Genomic DNA, 18,057 nt, shown 5'->3' with positions numbered 1-18,057 from the left:
TAACCATGCCTAACAAGTGTTAGGAAAACCATTCTTTTTGCCTAAATTTGCAGACCGTTTATACCTGTGAACCATATGCAAGACGTAGCGCCATATAAGCCTAAAAACAAGATCAGAATCGTTACAGCAGCCTCATTGTTTGATGGGCATGATGCAGCGATTAATATCATGCGAAGGATTATCCAATCCACAGGTTGTGAAGTGATCCATCTAGGGCATGATAGAAGTGTAGAGGAGGTTGTTAATACAGCCATTCAGGAAGATGCACAGGCCATTGCAATGACCTCATACCAGGGAGGTCATAATGAGTACTTCAAATATATGTATGACCTTTTGAAAGAAAAGGGAGCTGAGCATATTCGCATCTTTGGTGGAGGGGGAGGAGTAATTCTTCCTGAAGAGATTAAAGAGTTAATGGAATATGGGGTGACCCGAATTTACTCTCCGGATGATGGTCGTGCAATGGGTTTACAAGGTATGATCAATGATATGGTAGAGCGATGTGACTTTGCTACAGGCGAAAACCTGAATGGCGAAGTAAATCATATCGCAGAAAAGGATGTGAAGTCAATCGCCAGGGTAATATCAGCTGCGGAAAATTTCCCTGAAGCTTCAAAGGCGCACCTTGATCAGGTGCACGAAATGGCTACCAAAGTAGAAGCTCCTGTTTTAGGTATAACAGGTACGGGTGGCGCTGGTAAGTCTTCTTTGGTGGATGAATTGGTCAGAAGATTCTTGATCGACTTTAAAGACAAAAACATTGCGATCGTTTCGGTCGATCCCTCGAAGAGAAAAACAGGCGGGGCCCTATTAGGAGATAGAATTCGAATGAATTCAATTAACAATGAACGTGTTTACATGCGCTCATTAGCTACTCGTCAGTCTAACCTGGCCCTTTCAAAGCATGTCAGAGAAGCCGTTCAGGTATTGAAGGCAGCGCAGTATGATTTGATCATTCTTGAGACTTCAGGGATTGGTCAATCCGATACTGAAATTCTGGATCATTCAGATGTTTCTCTTTATGTGATGACACCAGAGTACGGTGCCGCTACCCAGTTAGAGAAAATCGATATGCTCGATTTTGCTGATGTAATTGCCTTGAACAAATTTGACAAACGTGGAGCACTTGATGCCCTTCGTGATGTGAAGAAACAGTACCAACGTAACCACGGGCTATGGACCGTCAATGTAGATGAGATGCCTGTGTTTGGCACTATAGCCTCTCAATTCAATGACCCTGGCATGAACTCGCTGTATAAAGTGATCATGGACAAGGTTGTGGAGCGTACGGGTACGGAATTGAATTCTACTTTCGAGATCACGAATGAGATGTCTGAAAAGATATTTGTGATTCCACCGAAAAGAACTCGATACCTGTCAGAGATTTCTGAGAATAATCGCGCGTATGATAGTAAGGCACTTTCTCAGGCAGACATTGCAGATAAGCTATATGGTCTTCATAAGTCAATCGAGACGCTAGAGAACTCTGAGATTGAAGACAAAGATCGTTTGATCAAAGGGCTTCAGGAGTCTTTCGAAAAAATTAAGCTCGACTTCGATCCACACAATTGGCAGCTGATTGAGCAATGGGAAGAGAAGAAAAAGAAATATACTGACCCAGTCTATAGCTTTAAAGTTCGGGACAAAGAGATCAAGATTCAGACACATTCTGAGTCACTCTCGCATACGCAAATCCCGAAAGTCTCACTACCAAAGTTTAGAAGCTGGGGTGATGTATTGCGATGGTCTTTGCAAGAAAATGTTCCGGGTGAATTCCCATATACCGCTGGTATTTATCCTTTCAAAAGAGAGGGAGAAGATCCTACCAGAATGTTTGCCGGTGAAGGTGGACCAGAGCGTACGAACAGGCGTTTCCACTATGTGAGTTTGGGCATGCCTGCTGCCAGGCTTTCCACCGCTTTTGACTCTGTTACACTTTATGGAAATGACCCGGATCACCGACCTGACATTTACGGCAAGATCGGTAATGCAGGGGTAAGTATTTGCTGCTTGGACGATGCTAAGAAACTCTACTCAGGCTTTGACCTTTCAAATCCTACCACTTCGGTTTCCATGACCATCAATGGTCCTGCGCCAATGCTGCTCGGTTTCTTTATGAATGCCGCCATTGATCAGCAGTGTGAGGTTTATATCAAGGAAAACGGTCTTGAGAAAGAAGTTGAGGCCAAGATCAAAAAAATCTATGAGGACAAAGGCGTTGCCAGACCTCAATATCAGGGGGAGCTTCCTGAAGGAAACAATGGTCTAGGTTTGATGCTTTTGGGTGTTACTGGAGATCAGGTACTTCCCGCAGAGGTCTATGAGCCTATCAAGGCCAAAACCCTTTCGGTAGTCAGAGGAACTGTTCAGGCTGATATTTTAAAAGAAGATCAAGCCCAAAACACTTGTATTTTCTCTACTGAGTTTGCCTTGAGATTGATGGGTGATGTGCAGCAGTACTTTATTGAGCAATCGGTAAGAAATTTCTATTCTGTTTCTATTTCAGGCTATCATATTGCCGAGGCCGGTGCTAACCCAATTACACAGTTGGCCTTTACATTGGCCAATGGCTTTACGTATGTTGAGTACTACCTCAGTCGTGGAATGGACATCAATGCCTTCGGACCAAACTTATCTTTCTTCTTCTCAAACGGTATCGATCCTGAATACGCAGTGATCGGTCGCGTGGCAAGAAGGATTTGGGCTAAAGCCCTAAAGCATAAATATGGGGCTAATCCAAGAGCTCAAATGTTGAAATATCATATCCAGACGTCTGGCCGATCGCTTCACGCCCAGGAAATTGATTTCAACGATATCAGAACTACACTTCAAGCCTTGTATGCGATTTATGATAACTGTAACTCATTGCATACCAACGCCTATGATGAAGCCATCACTACCCCTACAGAAGAATCTGTGCGTAGAGCCATGGCGATTCAATTGATCATCAACAAGGAGCTAGGACTTGCTAAAAATGAGAATCCGATGCAGGGTTCATTCATTACCGAAGAGTTGACTGATCTTGTAGAGGAGGCAGTATTGGTAGAATTTGATCGCATTACCGAGAGAGGTGGTGTGCTTGGTGCCATGGAGACCATGTACCAGCGTAGCAAAATTCAGGAAGAGTCGCTTTACTATGAGACCCTGAAGCATACGGGTGAATTCCCAATCATCGGTGTGAACACCTTCCTGAGTTCAAAAGGCTCGCCAACGGTATTGCCAAAAGAAGTGATTCGTGCTACGGAGGAAGAGAAAGAATATCAGATCACGATGCTGAACCAGCTTCATGAAGGTAACGCGTCAAGGACTGAAGAAATCATCAAGCGGCTTCAGACCGCGGCAATCCAAAATGAAAACCTCTTCGAAGAACTGATGGAAGCTTGTAAGTACTGTTCTTTAGGACAGATTACTAGCGCACTCTTTGAAGTGGGTGGTCAGTATAGGCGTAATATGTAAATACAGGTTTTGATCGCTGTATGTCGAATTCAACGTTTCTTTCGATCTTATTTCTTTTTGTATGCTCCCTGTGTCATGGGCAAATAATAGATAAGGATTATGAACAAATTGGTGTTGTAGATAGAGACTATCCGGGTAAGGATATACCCTTCTATTTTTTTGCCGATGATGAGCGAGACGTTGTTTTAATAGGATATGGATTTAAGCCAACAACATTTACAGTCTTTAAACTGAGTAGCTTAGAGAGGATCAGTATGTTTAAAACAAAGGGCCATACTACTTCAGTGGAATCCTACTTTTCTGAATCTGAATCTGATATAATCTATATCAAGAATAGTAAAGGGAAAACAGTCAGTAAAGTCAATTTTAAGACTGGTGAAGTCACGAAGACCAAGTGCCAGCTTTCTCCGAAAGGGTGTGATTATTTCACTGAGAAAAATTATACTGCCCTGTGGGATGAAGAATTTCGTTTTTACTACTTCTTTTTCAAGAGGTACCTTTTTTTGGTTGAACAAGAAACTGTTAGCGCTTACAAGAAAGTAAACTAGCAACTTCTGGGTGGATAGGCCTTTTGCTAGAGGAGGCTTTCAAGATAATGCTCCTTGATGCCAAATTGCTGCTTAAGCTTTTCAACTTCGTCTAAGTATTGTTGAGGATTGGCAGTTTTCTTCCTCTTTTGACCCACAATCATCAAATTCTTACCCGTGTGCTCCGTAGAAATGAACTCAAAGACTTTGGTCTTATATCCCTTAGATTCCATCAGTAAGGCACGAATCGCGTCTGTAACAATTTCGGCCTGTCTTTCTTTGAGAATTCCATGTTGGAGGAGGCTATCTAGTCCTTGACTGTCGGTCATTGACTTTCGCACCTGTTTATGACAGCATGGTGCACAAATGATTAGCTCCGCATTGGCCGCCATGCCTTTAGCAATAGCATCGTCAGTGGCGGTATCGCAAGCGTGGAGGGCGATCAGCATATCGGTGCTGTCTAATGCGTAGTCACCTATATAGCCCAGTTCAAAGTTGAGTTGTTCAAAGCCTACTGACTTAGCGATTCCATTACATTTATCAATTAGGTCTTGACGAACTTCAACACCCGCTACGGAAGCATCCAATTTCAGTTGGTTCGCGAGGTAGTCATATAAGGCAAAAGTCAAATAGCCCTTGCCTGAGCCCATGTCTACAACACGAATAGATTTTTTGCTTGAGGCCAATTCATGGTTTTTCAAGAGACTTTCTATCACCTCAACAAACTTGTTGATTTGCTTAAACTTGTCTCCTTTGTCTTTTAAGACCCTTCCGTTTTTGTCGAGGACTCCCAAGAGTTGTAGGTAATCAGTCCCTTGAATCAGATGTCTTTTTTCTTTGTCATGCCCACGATTTGGAGCCGTTTTGAAAGTCGCTGGCTTCTCCTTTAGTCTAGATTTACCGCCATTTCGCTCATAAGCAAAATCAGATGAAGTAGTAAAGAGGTTGGCTATTTCGAACTCTCCTGATAACTGACTTTCGATCGTGACCAGGCCTTCTTTGATGGGCTGGTTTTTAGTGATGTCATTGGTTTTATGTCTATAGATAAATGAAAGCTGCGTCTCCTTCTTAATGCTGGCAAGAGATACGATCACCTTCTTCAAGATACCCTTTTGATCAGTTGGCTTACTCAGGGTAAGCCGAACAAAAGAATCATCTGCTATGCTAGACTGAATATGTTGAAGTAATCGGGTTTCGTTGGACATAAGGCTTTGCACTATACCGCAAAGATACATTTATGCCGATTATGAACTTAATTGGTCCGAATTATCTCATTCGGGCTGTACACTGTGGTTGGAGAAAGTAAAACTCTTGACAGATTCAGGTACATCAAGTCCTGGTTTGCAATCATCGTTTCTTACTACCTTACCTGGTAGGGTATCTATTTCGAGCACTCCGGCCCATACATCTAAGTCATGATCAGCTACTTCATCACTGGCTCCCACGTCTCTGACTTTTGCCGAAGCTTCATCAATATCAATGGCGATTACCAAAGTGCCATTGAGTTCTTTCTGATTGGGGATTCGCGCTTCGGCCCAACGACCAGGAATGATGTTTTCAGTAATGATCTCCAGAGCCTCCATTTTTGCCTCATCATCTTCCACTAGGTGGGCTTTCCCGAATACAGTTACCGATCTATAGTTGATGGAGTGGTGGAAGACTGACCGGGCCAATACCAGGCCATCCATATGGCTCACCGTCAAACTCGCCAACTCTTGATCGAGAAGGGAGAGAAGCATCCTGTTTTTGTTAGACCCATGCAAGAGGATTTGATCTCCCTTTCTGCCATAACCAGTAGGAATCACAATAGACGTATTGGCATGGATATAGGGCACGTAGCAGATGAAATGAGAGTCAAGGATCTCGTATACAAGCTTTTTATCATAGTGAGCTCTTTTCGGACCTCTGACGATTTTATTCAATGATGTCTTAGCAAATTCGGCCATAGCAGTAATCTTAATAATCTAAATATGCCGTAATATTGGACTATCATTGTAATCCAGTTTGGTATTATTAAGTAGTCCACTATGATAGCACTGAAAAACCTGATAGAAATCGATCGGTCTTCTGATACTCCTATTTATCTGCAAATCAACAATGCATTGATACATCTTATGAAGAATGGGATTTTGGAAAGTGGCCTGAAGCTTCCAGGCAGTCGTAGTTTAGCAACAGATTTAGAAATTCATAGGAAAACGGTTGTCGCTGCTTATGATGAATTGATCAGTCAGGGCTGGATTGTAACCATCCAGTCAAAAGGGACCTTTGTCAGTGATCAGTTGCCCGAAGTAAAACCAGAAGGGGATTTTAAGGAAGGGGAGTTCTCAAGAGACGCGCCTTTCGAATTTGGTGATATTGGCGACCTAAAAAGAACCGAACCAAAACTTGTAGATGGATTGACCCTAGACGAGGGAACTCCTGATGTTAGAATCGCACCGGTCGCTGAGATCTTCAGACATTATCGGGGGATCATTTCCAGAGGTTATAATACTAAGCATCTAAACTATGGTCCCTTTTATGGGGATCTTTCCCTTAGGGAGGCTCTGGTCAAATATTTACAAGAAACCAGGGGCTTAAGATGTAGTGTAGACCAAATTTTAATTACCCGCGGTAGTCAAATGGCGATGTATTTATCAAGCCAATTATTACACCGAAATGGTGGGATATCCATTGTGGGGAAGACCAATTATATCGCAGCTAGTTTGACATTGGAGCATGCTGGAGCAGAAATCATGAAGGTTTCTGTCGATGAAAAGGGCTTGGTCACAAAGGAAATTGAGGCAATTTGCAGGCAACAGAAAATCAGCTCTGTTTACGTAACTTCTCACCACCACCATCCAACAACTGTTACTATGAGTGCGGAAAGGCGAATGCACTTGGTTGAGCTTTCAAAGAAGTATGGGTTTGCCATTTTAGAGGATGACTATGATTATGACTTTCACTATCAAAGAGCGCCTTTGCTGCCACTAATCAGTATCGCTTCTCATGGCAATGTGGTTTACATGGGTGCGCTATGTAAGATTGTCGCACCTGCAATTCGTGTGGGTTATATGGTGGCCCCTAAAGATTTTATAACATCTGCCGGGCACTTGAGAAGGATTATCGATCGGCAAGGAGATACTGTTATGGAACGTGCCATTGCTCAAATGATCATGCAGGGCGATTTGCAACGACATAGTCGTAAGGCACTCAAGCTTTACCATGCCAGGAGAGATCACTTTTGTAATCTTCTATCTCAAGAACTGGGTGAGTACATGACCTTTAGTATTCCAGAGGGAGGGATGGCCGTTTGGGTGCTTCTTAGGAAAGACTTGAGTTGGACAAGGATTTCGGAACGTGCGAAGACCAATGGTCTCGATATTCCTGATTACCTGAATTATGATCGGTCTGGATTAGGTCATAATGGTATGCGACTTGGGTTCGCTTCCTTAGATTTTGACGAACAGCAGCATGTTGTAGATATCTTGAAATCGTCAATTTTGGAGCAAATAGAGGGATAATCAAAATATATTTTAGATTTTGTCCCTTTATGAATCAAGAAGCGTCTTAAAGGTGAATCGCGATTTTTTAAACCATTTTTTAATTCAAAACATAGAATAAGATGCAAAAGTATTTATACCTATTTAGAGGTGGAGACGAAATGATGGCTTCACTTTCTCCAGAAGAAGTTCAAGCCCATATGGGTGAGTGGCAAGTTTGGATGCAAGGACTAGCAGAGAAAGGCCAGCTAATTGATGGTGAACCATTGCAAGCGAAAGGAAAACAAGTTTCGGGTGGCGGAAGTGTGGTTACCGATGGTCCATTTGCTGAGGGTGCAGAAATTGTAGGAGGTTATCTTATGATTAATGCCACTTCTTTAGATGAAGCCACGGAAATATCGAAGGGTTGCCCAATTCTTCAAGCAAAGGATGGTCACATTGAAATCAGAGAGATCAATGTTTTAGAATTTGATTAATCATTGATGACCAAAGCCATTGAAGAGAATTCTTCAATGGCTTTTTTTAAAATATCAATAAGCATACTTTTTAAACTTCTTATGTCTAACACCACGGTTAACGATACCCTTGATCACCTTTTCAGGCATGAATATGGTCGGCTGGTTTCGTTGTTTGCCAACCGTTATTCATCACACCTTATTGATAAAATTGAAGATGCAGTTCAGGAGGCGCTGTATAAGGCAGCCAAGGTATGGTCTTATAAGGAAATGCCTGAAAATCCATCAGCATGGTTGTACCGTGTGGCTAATAACAAACTGATTGACTTCTTAAGAAAAGACAATAAAAGTGCCGATTGGGAGCATCACGAAGCGAGCATCATAGATAAAGAAACTACAGAGTTAGAATTGCCAGAGGAAAAAGCCATAGTAGATGATCAGTTAAGGATGATTTTTGCTTGTTGTCATCCCGCAATGAAACCCGTGGAGCAATTGATGCTGAGTCTCAAACTTCTATGTGGTCTTTCTATTAAGGAGATCGCAAGAGCGCTTTTAAAAAATGAGGAGGCCACCAAAAAGGCAATCACAAGGGCCAAGAAAAAATTTAAGGTGGAAGTCGGTGAACTCAGCGTGCCGAGTGATGATGAAATTGAATCTAGGTTATCTTTAGTACTACAGGTTATTTACTTACTCTTTAACGAAGGTTATAAAGCCACAGAGGGTGATAAACTCATTAAAACCGAGCTTTGTGAAGAAGCCATTCGTCTGGGCTTTCTCTTGACCAATGCACCCAATTGTGATAAAGGAGAACTAAAGGCACTCATTTCCATGATGCTGTTCAAGGCGGCTCGTTTTCCCGCTCGGATGGATGACGAGGGAAACTTACTGACGCTTGAGCATCAAAACAGGAAGCTCTACGATGAAGAGTATATCAAATGGGGTTGGGATTTTTTGAGACAGTCGTCTAAGGACGAGACTACCTCTGCCTATCAACTAGAGGCTGCGATATCAGCCTATTATACGACAGCAAGAACCTATGAAGTCACCAATTGGAAAACCATTCTTGGTTTATATAATCGGTTGGTAAAGATTAAGCCAATTCCAGTGGTGCAGATGAGCCGGGTAGTGGTGTTGAGCAAAGTGGAAGGTCCTGCCAAGGCACTTGAGGTGATGGAATCTATTGAGTCAGAGATCAAAGGCAACCAATCTTTTCATGCACTCAAAGCAGACCTTTATGCAGCCGTAGGCAATTGGGCTCAGGCCAGATTCTTTCTTCAAAAGGCGATTGCACAAGCTCAAAACATAGCCGAGAGAAGGTTTCTTGAAAAGAAGCTTCAAGATTGGATTGGTAAATAGCTATTCGTCCGCGGTCAAGATTCTCATTTCTGCGGTATGTTATAATCTTCAAAATTAATTAATTGCAGTATGCTTAAGACCGTCCTTCGCTTCGGTTTGATAATTATTGCCCTACTCATACTTTTTCAGCTGAGTAATGCCTCTTTGTTCGTGCCCTCAATTCCTGCAGATGTTGTTATCGGTATTACCGCAGTAATCTTAATTGGATTGGGGATTTACCTGGGAGGAAATTTGAAGAAGGACAAGATTGTCGCAGTGTCGGCTCCATTAGATGTTGACACACAAAAAATAATTGATCTGGGTATTAGCGAAAGAGAGCTTGAAGTGCTGCAACTGATTTCTGAAGGCTTGTCAAATCAAGAGATAGGAGAAAGGCTTTTTATCTCCGAAAGTACTATCAAAACGCACGTTTCAAGCCTGTTTGTAAAGTTGGACGTAAAGCGAAGAACACAAGCCGTTATACGAGCTAAGGAATGGCGTGTTATTGTTTGACTGACTCCTACTTTCGTACGATTTAGTAGATTGGTACTTAAGTATGACACTCATTTTGGTGTCTCCATGTTGATTTGGGTAAACAAAAAAATAGTTCGATATGAGAAGAATACTTAAGATTTACTCACCCTATGTACTGACCATTTTACTGGGCATCCCATTACTCTTCAGTCTCGTTTATGGTAATGGTCCAGAGTCATTTAGTGCTGGAGAGATTGTTGGATACTCTTCCATCATAGTGGCCATGGCCTTGATCTTTTTTGCGGTAAAAAATCACAGAGATAAAATCAACGAAGGAGTGATCGGTTTTGGTGAAGCGATGAAGATAGGTTTGTCACTGTCAACCATAGGAGGACTCGCCTGGGGCTTATATAACTTTGTTTTCGTTACTTGGATCATGCCGGATTTCAACGAACAATATGTGGCTTATGCCGAAGGTTTGGAAGTCGGTACACCGGCTTTTGAGGCTAAGTATGAAGCATTAATGAGTGGTAGTGGCAGTTTTATGTACACCCCAATTGGTGGTACAATTGTTATGTTCATGACAGTATTTCTAATTGGCTTGGTAATAAGCGTAATAAGTGCCTTAGTTTTACAATCAAAGCAGAAGATGGCAGAAGCATAGTACGGATGAACGGATTTAAGGTATTTAGCTTTATGATATTTATGATGCTCCTGAAGCCTATTATGGCACAGGAGTATTCATTTTTAGAAGAAATAGCGCAGTATAGGGAAGAGCAGAATGCTGAGTTTCTTAATCCAGATAAATCCCCACTGACTCCTAAAGAGAGGGTTGAATTCAAAGGACATGAGTTTTTCGAAGCAGATGAGGCATATCGTGTATATGCCAGGTTTGAGGCAACACCGAATGATAGGCCATTCCCTTTAGGTACTAGCAAAGGAGGAACCCAACTCTACAAGCGAATCGGTATTTTGCACTTTGAGTTAAAAGGCAAACCCTACACACTTGAAGCTTACTTACAAGTGCAGCGTTTTAGAATTCCCAACCAAAAGCCGATTGTCTTCTTACCCTTGGTAGATAAGACCACAGGAGACACCACTTATGGTGGAGGACGGTATATGCATTACGAAGGAATACCGGAAGGGGCAGAATGGGTGATTGACTTCAATAAACTTTACAACCCCTACTGTGCCTATAGTGATAAATACGAATGTCCAATGGTGCCTGAACCAAATCATTTACCCATTGCCATAGAGGCAGGTATAAAAGGGAGTTAGATCTAGGGTTTCCCTTCCAGTACGGGTGCTACTCTGCTTACCCTTTTCCATTCAAAGATTTTAACAAACCCAGCGATACCGGCAAGAAGAATTCCCGGCTTCGCAATATCCTTTCCTAGCCAGGCAATTGAAGCATCGCGTTTTTTGAATAGTAACTGTTTGTTTTCAATGTCTGCATCGGCATAAGCACAAGAGAATTCCCAGGCACCATCTCGCGCCAACTGAATGCTGAAATCAACCAAGCGCTCATCTAATTTGCCAGCGAGTCTATCCATAATGCCGATGATCGGAGAGACCTTATCAATGTTGGCTTGAACCCCATCCACCATAGAGGAAAGGATATCATTGATTTTGCTGAAGTCTCCTTTGAGGTCCTCAATGTTATCACCAGCTACTTCAGCAGCAGCGATACCCAAATCGAGATTGATATGCGCATTGATGCCCAACAGAAGGTGTTGCAAGACAATCGGCCAAAACTTATGGCCCTGTTTGAATGAGATGGCCCAACAGGTACTTGGTTTTTGTCCTTCTTTAAACTGGGTGTAGGCTTCTAAATACCGATTAGCGAAAACTACATCGAGCCTTTCCATCCGAGGATTATCCTCAAACTCTTTATTATTAATGGCTACTTTGATTGCCTTTGTGACCTCTCTATAGAGAATAGGGAAGTAGGCAAGTTTCGATCCCTTTTCCACTTCATCCTTGACTATTTGGTCCAAAAAAGAAATGACTTCGTCTATTGTGTGTGCTTGCATGTCGTAGGTATTCTCCTATGAAAATAGAGAATACCCACGACATTTAAACTACTGCAAAGTACAGCTTCCATTGAAGTCCGAGGCATCAAACAAGGTGTTTGCTCGGCCAACGAGCGTTCCCTTGGTCACCTCTATCGTCAATTGATTGTTACCCGATCTTTTTGGTGAACAATACTCAAGTAAATAGTAACTGTTTGCACGACCATTAATCAGATCACCGATTTCGCGAAAGCTGTCTAACAACTCACCAATATTGGCGGCCGAGACAAAGCTTGTTTTTCCTACCTCTCTCAACACTTGTTCATCAATCTCACCCCCAAGGCCGATGGTATAAATTGAAATGTCTCTATCCGCATTGGCGACCGCCCCGAGTGCCTGACCTTTGGTGTTCCGATTGGCCTGATCAGTACCATCGGTAAAAATCACCAAGGCACTGGAGGCAATTTCATCCAAATTTCTCGTTTGCGTGAGTTTTTGATTGGCTACTTCCAACCCTTGGATAACAGCACCATAGAGGTTTGTAGAGTTGTCTGAGCTCATCTGTGGAGAAATGTTGTCAATCGCTGCTTTTAATTCTACTGCACTGGTAGAAACTGCCTGCAATTGTTTTATATTCTCAGCTCCATCAAACCACCAGATATCCATTTTAATGGCTTGAGCAGAAGGTTCTTCACTTGATGGAACCACCTCATCAATAAAGCTTTTGGCCGCCTGTTTAAGGCCAGCCAGGTTCTCACTGGCGAGTACACTACCACTGAGATCAAGCATCAATGTGATGTGGTAGTCGAACACTTGCTCATTCGGCTGAATCTTTCTTGTGGCCTCAAATTCTGAGATGACAGAACCGTTTTCATAGATAATGAAATCATCTTCTGTGAGGCCTGCTACACCATTACCGGCTCCGTCTTCGACTCTAAAAAATACCGACACATTGGAAGGTAAGTTCACGAATTGATCTTCGATGGTGACAGCCAAGCTGACATTCTCAGCATCATCACTGCCACAGGAGGTGACGAGTCCCAATAGTAAGACCGAAAGGAATAAAATGAATTTTGATTGTTGCATGGTTCTTAGGTTTTGAGTTCACCGCTAAAACCTTGAAACTTATTTTCATATTGTACAGTTAGCCATTTAATTCGACTAAATTTGAGTCTGCTTTACTTAATGACAATATGAAGACAACTACCACGTTACTAGGAGATTATCAATTCGAAGCAGTTAATGAAAATGGCAATAAAGTTCAGATTGATATGCGCCCACCAGAAGAAAAAGAAGCACAATCACCAACTGAGCTCGTCTTATCTGCATTGGCCGGTTGCGCATCCGTAGATTTGGTTCAGATGTTGAAGAAAAGAAAGAAGACGGTGAATAATTTGACTGTTGAAGCAGAGGGAGTTAGAAGAGATGAACACCCCAGAGGGTTTACCCATATCACGCTCCATTTCGTCCTTGATTCACCAGATGCTACGCAGGAAGAATTTGAAAAATTAGGACATCTCGCGGCCACAAAATATTGCTCAGTGGCAGGTACCTTAAGTGCTGAGATGGATCATAAATTCACGATCAATCGCTAGAGGTTGAGCCAATAGGTCATCTTTATTACCAAGGCCCTGTTTTTATTGACAAAGTCTCCGGGGAAGTAATTGTCTGTGTAGGCAATGAAAAGGTCCGATACAGGTTTGAATCTCCACTGAAGACGAGAGTTGATATTTATATTATCAATTTGACTGTTATACTGAATAAAAGTGGTCCAGAATAGTGATTTGTTGAAAGTGATATCGAATCGCGGGCCAATCAGAAAAATGTCTGCATCTCCATAGGGATCAGGCAACCTGATGTTGTTGTAATTGAAATCAAGACTCACTAAGCCGTAGGGTTGAAAGCGATAGTTGATGTTACCCCCAAGGCTGTATCGATTGCCATTGAAATATTGCCCCGCACTTGTCCTGAGCGTATAAAAGAAGAATTGACGCGTATCTGAGTTATAACTCGCCTCAAAGTTCGTGAAGGTGTATTCGCTACCTTCAGGCAGCTCCAGGTTACCTTCACGCGTAGGATCAAAGTCACCAAAGAGGTAGATAAAGTTTCTAACCAAGCTTGCATTGAACCTGCCAGTATTCTTCAATTGAGTATCTACGCCTAATCGCAGTTCTGAATCCGTTGTGCCGTTTGCATCATTTTGAAAGGTCTCAAAGGAAACGAGCGGGTTGAACTGTTGGAAAGGGCCCTTTTCTGGGTAGAAGTTTTTTCTTACTTCTAAACTGGCAAATTCATAACCACTGCGCCTGGCAAACCCCACTTCAGGATTATAGTTGTCTCCAACCTTTTGAACCCTGCTTTGAATTCTCCAGTCAATGGTTGAGTAGGCCAAACTGGCGGCTGTAGCATAACTATCATCAAGTCTTTGCTTATCAAACGATCGGTGGTAGAATATCTTTCCATTCCACACATTGTCAGATGATGCCAGGTTGTAGTCAACACCAATGACTCTATTAAACTGATCGAAGTTAGTGCCATTCTCGTTCCTTAAGTCTTGTTTGTTGATCAGGATAAACCCAATATTCGATCGGCTGAAGACTTTTCGTTGAAGGGCAGCGACTGTGTAGTTGATTTGAGGAAGGTTAATATCTCTTTCCTCATCGGCCTGCATATTGAGCACCCCAATTCTCCAGTTATTATTCAGCTTTCCACTTAGTCGAGCTCCAAAATTGATTTTATTCTGAATGTTTTGCCCGGTGGATTCGTCTCTGGAAACACCAATCCTTCTTGAGAAGAACGGCCTTAGCCCGTCTTGACCAAACTGTCCGAAGAGATCTGCATTCTCAAGAAAGAATTGTCTTCGCTCAGGAAAGAATATCTCGAACCGATCGAGGTTAGTGACTTGCCGATCGACTTCTACTTGAGAAAAGTCAGGATTGACCGTCAAATCCAAATTTAAGGCTGGGCCAACACCTATCTTGGCATCGAAGCCAAAGTTTCCCGATGACTCTGAGGTTCTGGGGAGTTCATCAGTTTCCCCGGAAGGGGTATAACCACCACTTCCCGCCATATTAGCCGAAGCATAGGGAATCACCGCTATGTTGGCACCGGGATTATCCAGCGGTTTGTCCCAAACCAATTGCCCCGTATGTGCCAAGGAGTACAACACGAAATTCCGTGGTATAGGATTCCAGGTAGATCGTTCGCCTGTGTTACTGTCTATGCGGTAAGAGTTGATGTTCCAGATGGTGCCACCTTCTTTGAATCGGATACTTTTAAAAGGAATCGCCATTTCTACCATCCAGTAACCATCATGCTGGGTAGCTTCACCGAACCATTTGTTCTCCCAATCCAAGGACAAGTCTCCACGGCTTCCACCACCATTAGAAACAAGGCCTTCTCTTCTTACCCCAAAGGGGTTAATTCCAAATTGGAAAGCGTTGGTTTTGTCATCGAAAGTGTCAAAGTGGACGATGAACATATCATTACCACCACCTCTGAAATCTCTTCTTAAGGATGGGGTCACATATTTTGAAGGTCCTGTATTGTACAGTTTGGCGCCTATATAGATGAACTTATCATCGTAACTGAATTTCATTTCAGTGATGGCATTGGCCTTAATTCCATCCGTGGGAAAGTTTTGTTGGAAATCATCGGCCAAATCAGCATTCTTCCAGGTTACCTCATCAAGAAGGCCGTCTATAATGATCTCATCTTGAACCCTTGCGATTTTGACTTGCTTTCTGTCTTGAGCCAGTGTATTGAAACCAGCGAACAATGCCAGTGTAAGAAGAATGAGCTTGATACTTCGCATTTACCTCGCAACAATAATTGTATTTATAATTTTCGCAAAAGAGTGTGACGGCTTTGTGACGGGCGGTAGTTGTGACTTAAGTCTGCTATATTTCGGAAAAATCTAATATTCATGAGAATCGTTAAGGAAGTGTCGGGCTTACCCTGCAAGGTCACAGTTTTTTCCTGGAATGGAAAATACTTGATTAAACTCGAAAACGGACCATTTGAGCAAACCTTTAAGGTGAGTGAATTGGATGTTTTAGAAGAAGAGCTTGACGACATCTTAAGTGAAAAATTTTTGAGCGAAGCCATCAAAAGATTCGATGATATGGCTCTTTCGCTGAGAAGTGCCATGAATTAGAAATTACTTTTTAAATTTATATGTTCAATTAGTAAGTTTATAGTCTTAACTAATTGCTCACCTGAAACGCGAATGTCTTTTTTTGTATACTTATTGCTCTCCTTCTTGCTGATCGCACTGATCATCGCGGTGGTCTATCTGCAGCGCTATAGAAGAAGATTAGGAGCCTACGAGTTAAAGCTTGTTGACGAGAAAAGGCGTAAAGAGTCCATTACAGATACATTTGAGCTTCTGATGGATCATTCATCGGACTTTGTCTTTAGGTATAATGCTGATGGCATGATTACCTATGCATCCAGCAATGTGGAAAGGATTTTGGGCTTGGGTAAGGTGGATAATAAGGTTCACTTTAGTGAGCTTCTGACTCCTAATCCAATAAACGATAAAATCTCCGGCCACATGTCGGGATACTTCTCCGGTACTGAGACAATGAAGACACCGGTTTTCATAGAAGTCTATGATGCCACTCAGCAAACACATATGCTAGAGGTGTTTGAATTTCCATTTTCGAATGTAGAAGGTGAAGTAGAGTATGTGACCTGCGTTGCTCGTAACGTTACGAGTCTCTACAAGACGGAACTCGAACTGAAAGAAAGCGAACATCAGCAGGCAATGATATTGCAGGCTATTCCTGATGCCATGTTCACCCTGGACCGCGAGTGTCGTTACATAGACTATCAGGTCCACAACGAAGAAAAACTGTGGTACAGACCCTCAGACTTCTTAGGAAAAAAAGTATCTGAGATTGTACCAGAGCCTCTAGGCTCAATCTTTGAAGATGCCATTACGAATGCTTTTAAAACAGGTGAATTGCAGACCTTGGAGTACGAATTTGGTAAGCCTGGGGCCGAAGAGAACTTCGAAGGTAGAATTATCAAACTGGATCCCAATCGCGTATTAATCATTTCGAGAAATATAAGTCCGCAAAAGAAACTTGAGATTGAGCTTCGTAAAGCCAAGGAGGCGGCAGAGTCTGCAGCTAAGGCAAAGAGTAATTTCCTAGCCACCATGAGTCATGAGATCAGAACTCCTATGAATGGTGTTATAGGGATGACTAGCCTACTGGCCGAAACTGATCTTTCAGAGGAACAAAAGGATTATGTTGAAACCATTCAGGCCAGTGGTGATACCCTATTAAGAATAATCAACGATATTCTTGACTATTCTAAAATCGAATCCGGGAAATTGTCTTTTGAAGAGACAGTCTTTTCTCTAGAAAGAGTGATTAAGGATTCTTTCGCACTTTTCAACTTTGAGGCATCAAAGAAAGGACTGGCTTTGAATTCACATATGGATGATGATGTTCCGGCATTCATAAAAACGGATCGTGGCCGCCTTCGTCAAATACTGCTCAATCTACTCTCAAATGCAGTTAAGTTTACTGAACGTGGGGCTGTAACGCTCAAAGTTGAGTTGGAAAGTAAAACTGCCAAAAATGCTGTTATCTGTTTCACTATTAAAGACACGGGCATTGGTATACCGAAGGAAAAGCTAAGTAGCCTATTCCAAGAATTTACTCAGGCAGATTCTTCTCATTCCAGAAGGTTTGGAGGCACTGGCCTAGGTTTGGCGATTGTAAAGCGCCTAGTGAAATTATTGCATGGTAAGATTACAGTAAAGAGCGAGGCTGGAATAGGGTCAGAGTTCTCATTCAGTACCAGGGTTAAGCTGGCTAGCAAGAAGAATTTGGCAGAAGTCGTATTGAACAAAGCTGAAATTCCTAATGACAAATCTGACCAACTAATTAGCAATGAGTTTCCATTGAAGATATTGCTTGCGGAGGATAACTCGGTGAATAGGAGGCTGACCAGCATCTTTTTAGAACGATTAGGGTTTATTCCAGATGTAGCTTTAGATGGTCTCGAAGTGATCGAGATGGTCAAAAAGAATACTTATGACATCATACTACTCGATGTCTCTATGCCGAAAATGGATGGGCACATAGCAGCGGAGGTTATCAGTGGAATGGACTTGCCTACAAAACCATACATTATAGGGTTTTCAGCAAATGCATTTCAAGATGATATAGATCGTGCTTTGGAATGTGGTATGGATGACTATCTAACCAAACCAATACAATTTGAGGTACTGCGCAACAAATTGATTGTGGCAGGCCAAAGAAGGTTTCCATTTGTATCTTAAATTGCGACCTCATTTTAGCGT

15 protein-coding genes are annotated in these 18,057 nt (G+C 42.3%); 10 read left to right on the top strand and 5 right to left on the bottom strand.

Going from position 1 to position 18,057, the window contains the following annotated elements:
• Positions 1-75: 75 nt before the first annotated feature.
• Positions 76-3,456 (top strand): methylmalonyl-CoA mutase family protein, encoded by a 3,381-nt coding sequence (locus tag BFP97_RS10200; protein WP_069842317.1) that lies wholly within the window; start codon positions 76-78, stop codon positions 3,454-3,456.
• Positions 3,457-4,030: 574 nt separating this feature from the next.
• On the opposite strand, the gene BFP97_RS10190 is transcribed toward BFP97_RS10200, so the two are convergent.
• Both BFP97_RS10190 and BFP97_RS10185 read right to left on the bottom strand, forming a co-directional pair.
• A complete protein-coding gene (locus BFP97_RS10190; RefSeq protein ID WP_069842315.1) occupies positions 4,031-5,188 on the bottom strand; it encodes a class I SAM-dependent methyltransferase in 1,158 nt (385 codons plus the stop codon).
• 66 nt (positions 5,189-5,254) lie between these two features.
• Positions 5,255-5,929 carry a pyridoxamine 5'-phosphate oxidase family protein gene (locus BFP97_RS10185; protein ID WP_069842314.1) on the bottom strand — a complete coding sequence of 225 codons (675 nt, stop codon included), beginning with the start codon at positions 5,927-5,929 and terminating at the stop codon, positions 5,255-5,257.
• Positions 5,930-6,010: 81 nt separating this feature from the next.
• Here BFP97_RS10185 and BFP97_RS10180 point away from each other — a divergent pair, with 81 nt between their 5' ends.
• From BFP97_RS10180 to BFP97_RS10155, 6 genes are all read left to right on the top strand, one after another.
• Complete coding sequence (locus BFP97_RS10180; RefSeq protein WP_069842313.1) at positions 6,011-7,483, top strand: PLP-dependent aminotransferase family protein; 1,473 nt, start codon at positions 6,011-6,013, stop codon at positions 7,481-7,483.
• A 101-nt stretch (positions 7,484-7,584) separates the two neighbouring features.
• Positions 7,585-7,938, top strand: a complete 354-nt coding sequence (locus tag BFP97_RS10175) for a YciI family protein (protein ID WP_069842312.1) — start codon at positions 7,585-7,587, stop codon at positions 7,936-7,938.
• Between the two features lie 81 nt (positions 7,939-8,019).
• Positions 8,020-9,273 (top strand): RNA polymerase sigma factor, encoded by a 1,254-nt coding sequence (locus tag BFP97_RS10170; protein WP_170827447.1) that lies wholly within the window; start codon positions 8,020-8,022, stop codon positions 9,271-9,273.
• Between the two features lie 69 nt (positions 9,274-9,342).
• Complete coding sequence (locus BFP97_RS10165; protein WP_069842310.1) at positions 9,343-9,765, top strand: response regulator transcription factor; 423 nt, start codon at positions 9,343-9,345, stop codon at positions 9,763-9,765.
• A 100-nt stretch (positions 9,766-9,865) separates the two neighbouring features.
• Positions 9,866-10,390 carry a DUF4199 domain-containing protein gene (locus tag BFP97_RS10160; protein WP_069842309.1) on the top strand — a complete coding sequence of 175 codons (525 nt, stop codon included), beginning with the start codon at positions 9,866-9,868 and terminating at the stop codon, positions 10,388-10,390.
• A gap of 5 nt (positions 10,391-10,395) precedes the next feature.
• The gene (locus BFP97_RS10155) at positions 10,396-11,004 is read left to right on the top strand and encodes a DUF1684 domain-containing protein (protein WP_069842308.1); all 609 of its coding nucleotides are present in this window, start codon (positions 10,396-10,398) and stop codon (positions 11,002-11,004) included.
• A gap of 2 nt (positions 11,005-11,006) precedes the next feature.
• On the opposite strand, the gene BFP97_RS10150 is transcribed toward BFP97_RS10155, so the two are convergent.
• The gene (locus tag BFP97_RS10150) at positions 11,007-11,759 is read right to left on the bottom strand and encodes a DUF5995 family protein (RefSeq protein ID WP_069842307.1); all 753 of its coding nucleotides are present in this window, start codon (positions 11,757-11,759) and stop codon (positions 11,007-11,009) included.
• 48 nt (positions 11,760-11,807) lie between these two features.
• Complete coding sequence (locus BFP97_RS10145; protein WP_069842306.1) at positions 11,808-12,824, bottom strand: VWA domain-containing protein; 1,017 nt, start codon at positions 12,822-12,824, stop codon at positions 11,808-11,810.
• Positions 12,825-12,931: 107 nt separating this feature from the next.
• On the opposite strand from BFP97_RS10145, the gene BFP97_RS10140 reads away from it, so the two are divergent.
• Positions 12,932-13,333 (top strand): OsmC family protein, encoded by a 402-nt coding sequence (locus BFP97_RS10140; protein WP_069842305.1) that lies wholly within the window; start codon positions 12,932-12,934, stop codon positions 13,331-13,333.
• Here the strand turns inward: BFP97_RS10140 and BFP97_RS10135 are convergent.
• Positions 13,330-15,552 carry a DUF5916 domain-containing protein gene (locus BFP97_RS10135; protein WP_221406599.1) on the bottom strand — a complete coding sequence of 741 codons (2,223 nt, stop codon included), beginning with the start codon at positions 15,550-15,552 and terminating at the stop codon, positions 13,330-13,332. The genes BFP97_RS10140 and BFP97_RS10135 overlap by 4 nt on opposite strands.
• Before the next feature lie 111 nt (positions 15,553-15,663).
• On the opposite strand from BFP97_RS10135, the gene BFP97_RS10130 reads away from it, so the two are divergent.
• Positions 15,664-15,894, top strand: coding sequence for a hypothetical protein (locus BFP97_RS10130; RefSeq protein WP_069842304.1), 231 nt, complete (start codon positions 15,664-15,666; stop codon positions 15,892-15,894).
• Between the two features lie 72 nt (positions 15,895-15,966).
• A complete protein-coding gene (locus tag BFP97_RS10125; protein ID WP_069842303.1) occupies positions 15,967-18,036 on the top strand; it encodes a PAS domain-containing hybrid sensor histidine kinase/response regulator in 2,070 nt (689 codons plus the stop codon).
• Positions 18,037-18,057 lie beyond the last annotated feature (21 nt).

This window comes from Roseivirga sp. 4D4 (genome assembly GCF_001747095.1).
Classification (GTDB): Bacteria; Bacteroidota; Bacteroidia; order Cytophagales; family Cyclobacteriaceae; genus Roseivirga.
This window is presented reverse-complemented; position numbering and strand designations above follow the sequence as displayed.

Excerpts from the sequence above, each read along its gene's own strand:
- BFP97_RS10200 (WP_069842317.1), top strand. The coding sequence starts at position 76 with ATGCAAGACGTAGCGCCATATAAGCCTAAAAACAAGATCAGAATCGTT.
- BFP97_RS10190 (WP_069842315.1), bottom strand. The coding sequence starts at position 5,188 with ATGTCCAACGAAACCCGATTACTTCAACATATTCAGTCTAGCATAGCA.
- BFP97_RS10185 (WP_069842314.1), bottom strand. The coding sequence starts at position 5,929 with ATGGCCGAATTTGCTAAGACATCATTGAATAAAATCGTCAGAGGTCCG.
- BFP97_RS10180 (WP_069842313.1), top strand. The coding sequence starts at position 6,011 with ATGATAGCACTGAAAAACCTGATAGAAATCGATCGGTCTTCTGATACT.
- BFP97_RS10175 (WP_069842312.1), top strand. The coding sequence starts at position 7,585 with ATGCAAAAGTATTTATACCTATTTAGAGGTGGAGACGAAATGATGGCT.
- BFP97_RS10170 (WP_170827447.1), top strand. The coding sequence starts at position 8,020 with ATGTCTAACACCACGGTTAACGATACCCTTGATCACCTTTTCAGGCAT.
- BFP97_RS10165 (WP_069842310.1), top strand. The coding sequence starts at position 9,343 with ATGCTTAAGACCGTCCTTCGCTTCGGTTTGATAATTATTGCCCTACTC.
- BFP97_RS10160 (WP_069842309.1), top strand. The coding sequence starts at position 9,866 with ATGAGAAGAATACTTAAGATTTACTCACCCTATGTACTGACCATTTTA.
- BFP97_RS10155 (WP_069842308.1), top strand. The coding sequence starts at position 10,396 with ATGAACGGATTTAAGGTATTTAGCTTTATGATATTTATGATGCTCCTG.
- BFP97_RS10150 (WP_069842307.1), bottom strand. The coding sequence starts at position 11,759 with ATGCAAGCACACACAATAGACGAAGTCATTTCTTTTTTGGACCAAATA.
- BFP97_RS10145 (WP_069842306.1), bottom strand. The coding sequence starts at position 12,824 with ATGCAACAATCAAAATTCATTTTATTCCTTTCGGTCTTACTATTGGGA.
- BFP97_RS10140 (WP_069842305.1), top strand. The coding sequence starts at position 12,932 with ATGAAGACAACTACCACGTTACTAGGAGATTATCAATTCGAAGCAGTT.
- BFP97_RS10135 (WP_221406599.1), bottom strand. The coding sequence starts at position 15,552 with ATGCGAAGTATCAAGCTCATTCTTCTTACACTGGCATTGTTCGCTGGT.
- BFP97_RS10130 (WP_069842304.1), top strand. The coding sequence starts at position 15,664 with ATGAGAATCGTTAAGGAAGTGTCGGGCTTACCCTGCAAGGTCACAGTT.
- BFP97_RS10125 (WP_069842303.1), top strand. The coding sequence starts at position 15,967 with ATGTCTTTTTTTGTATACTTATTGCTCTCCTTCTTGCTGATCGCACTG.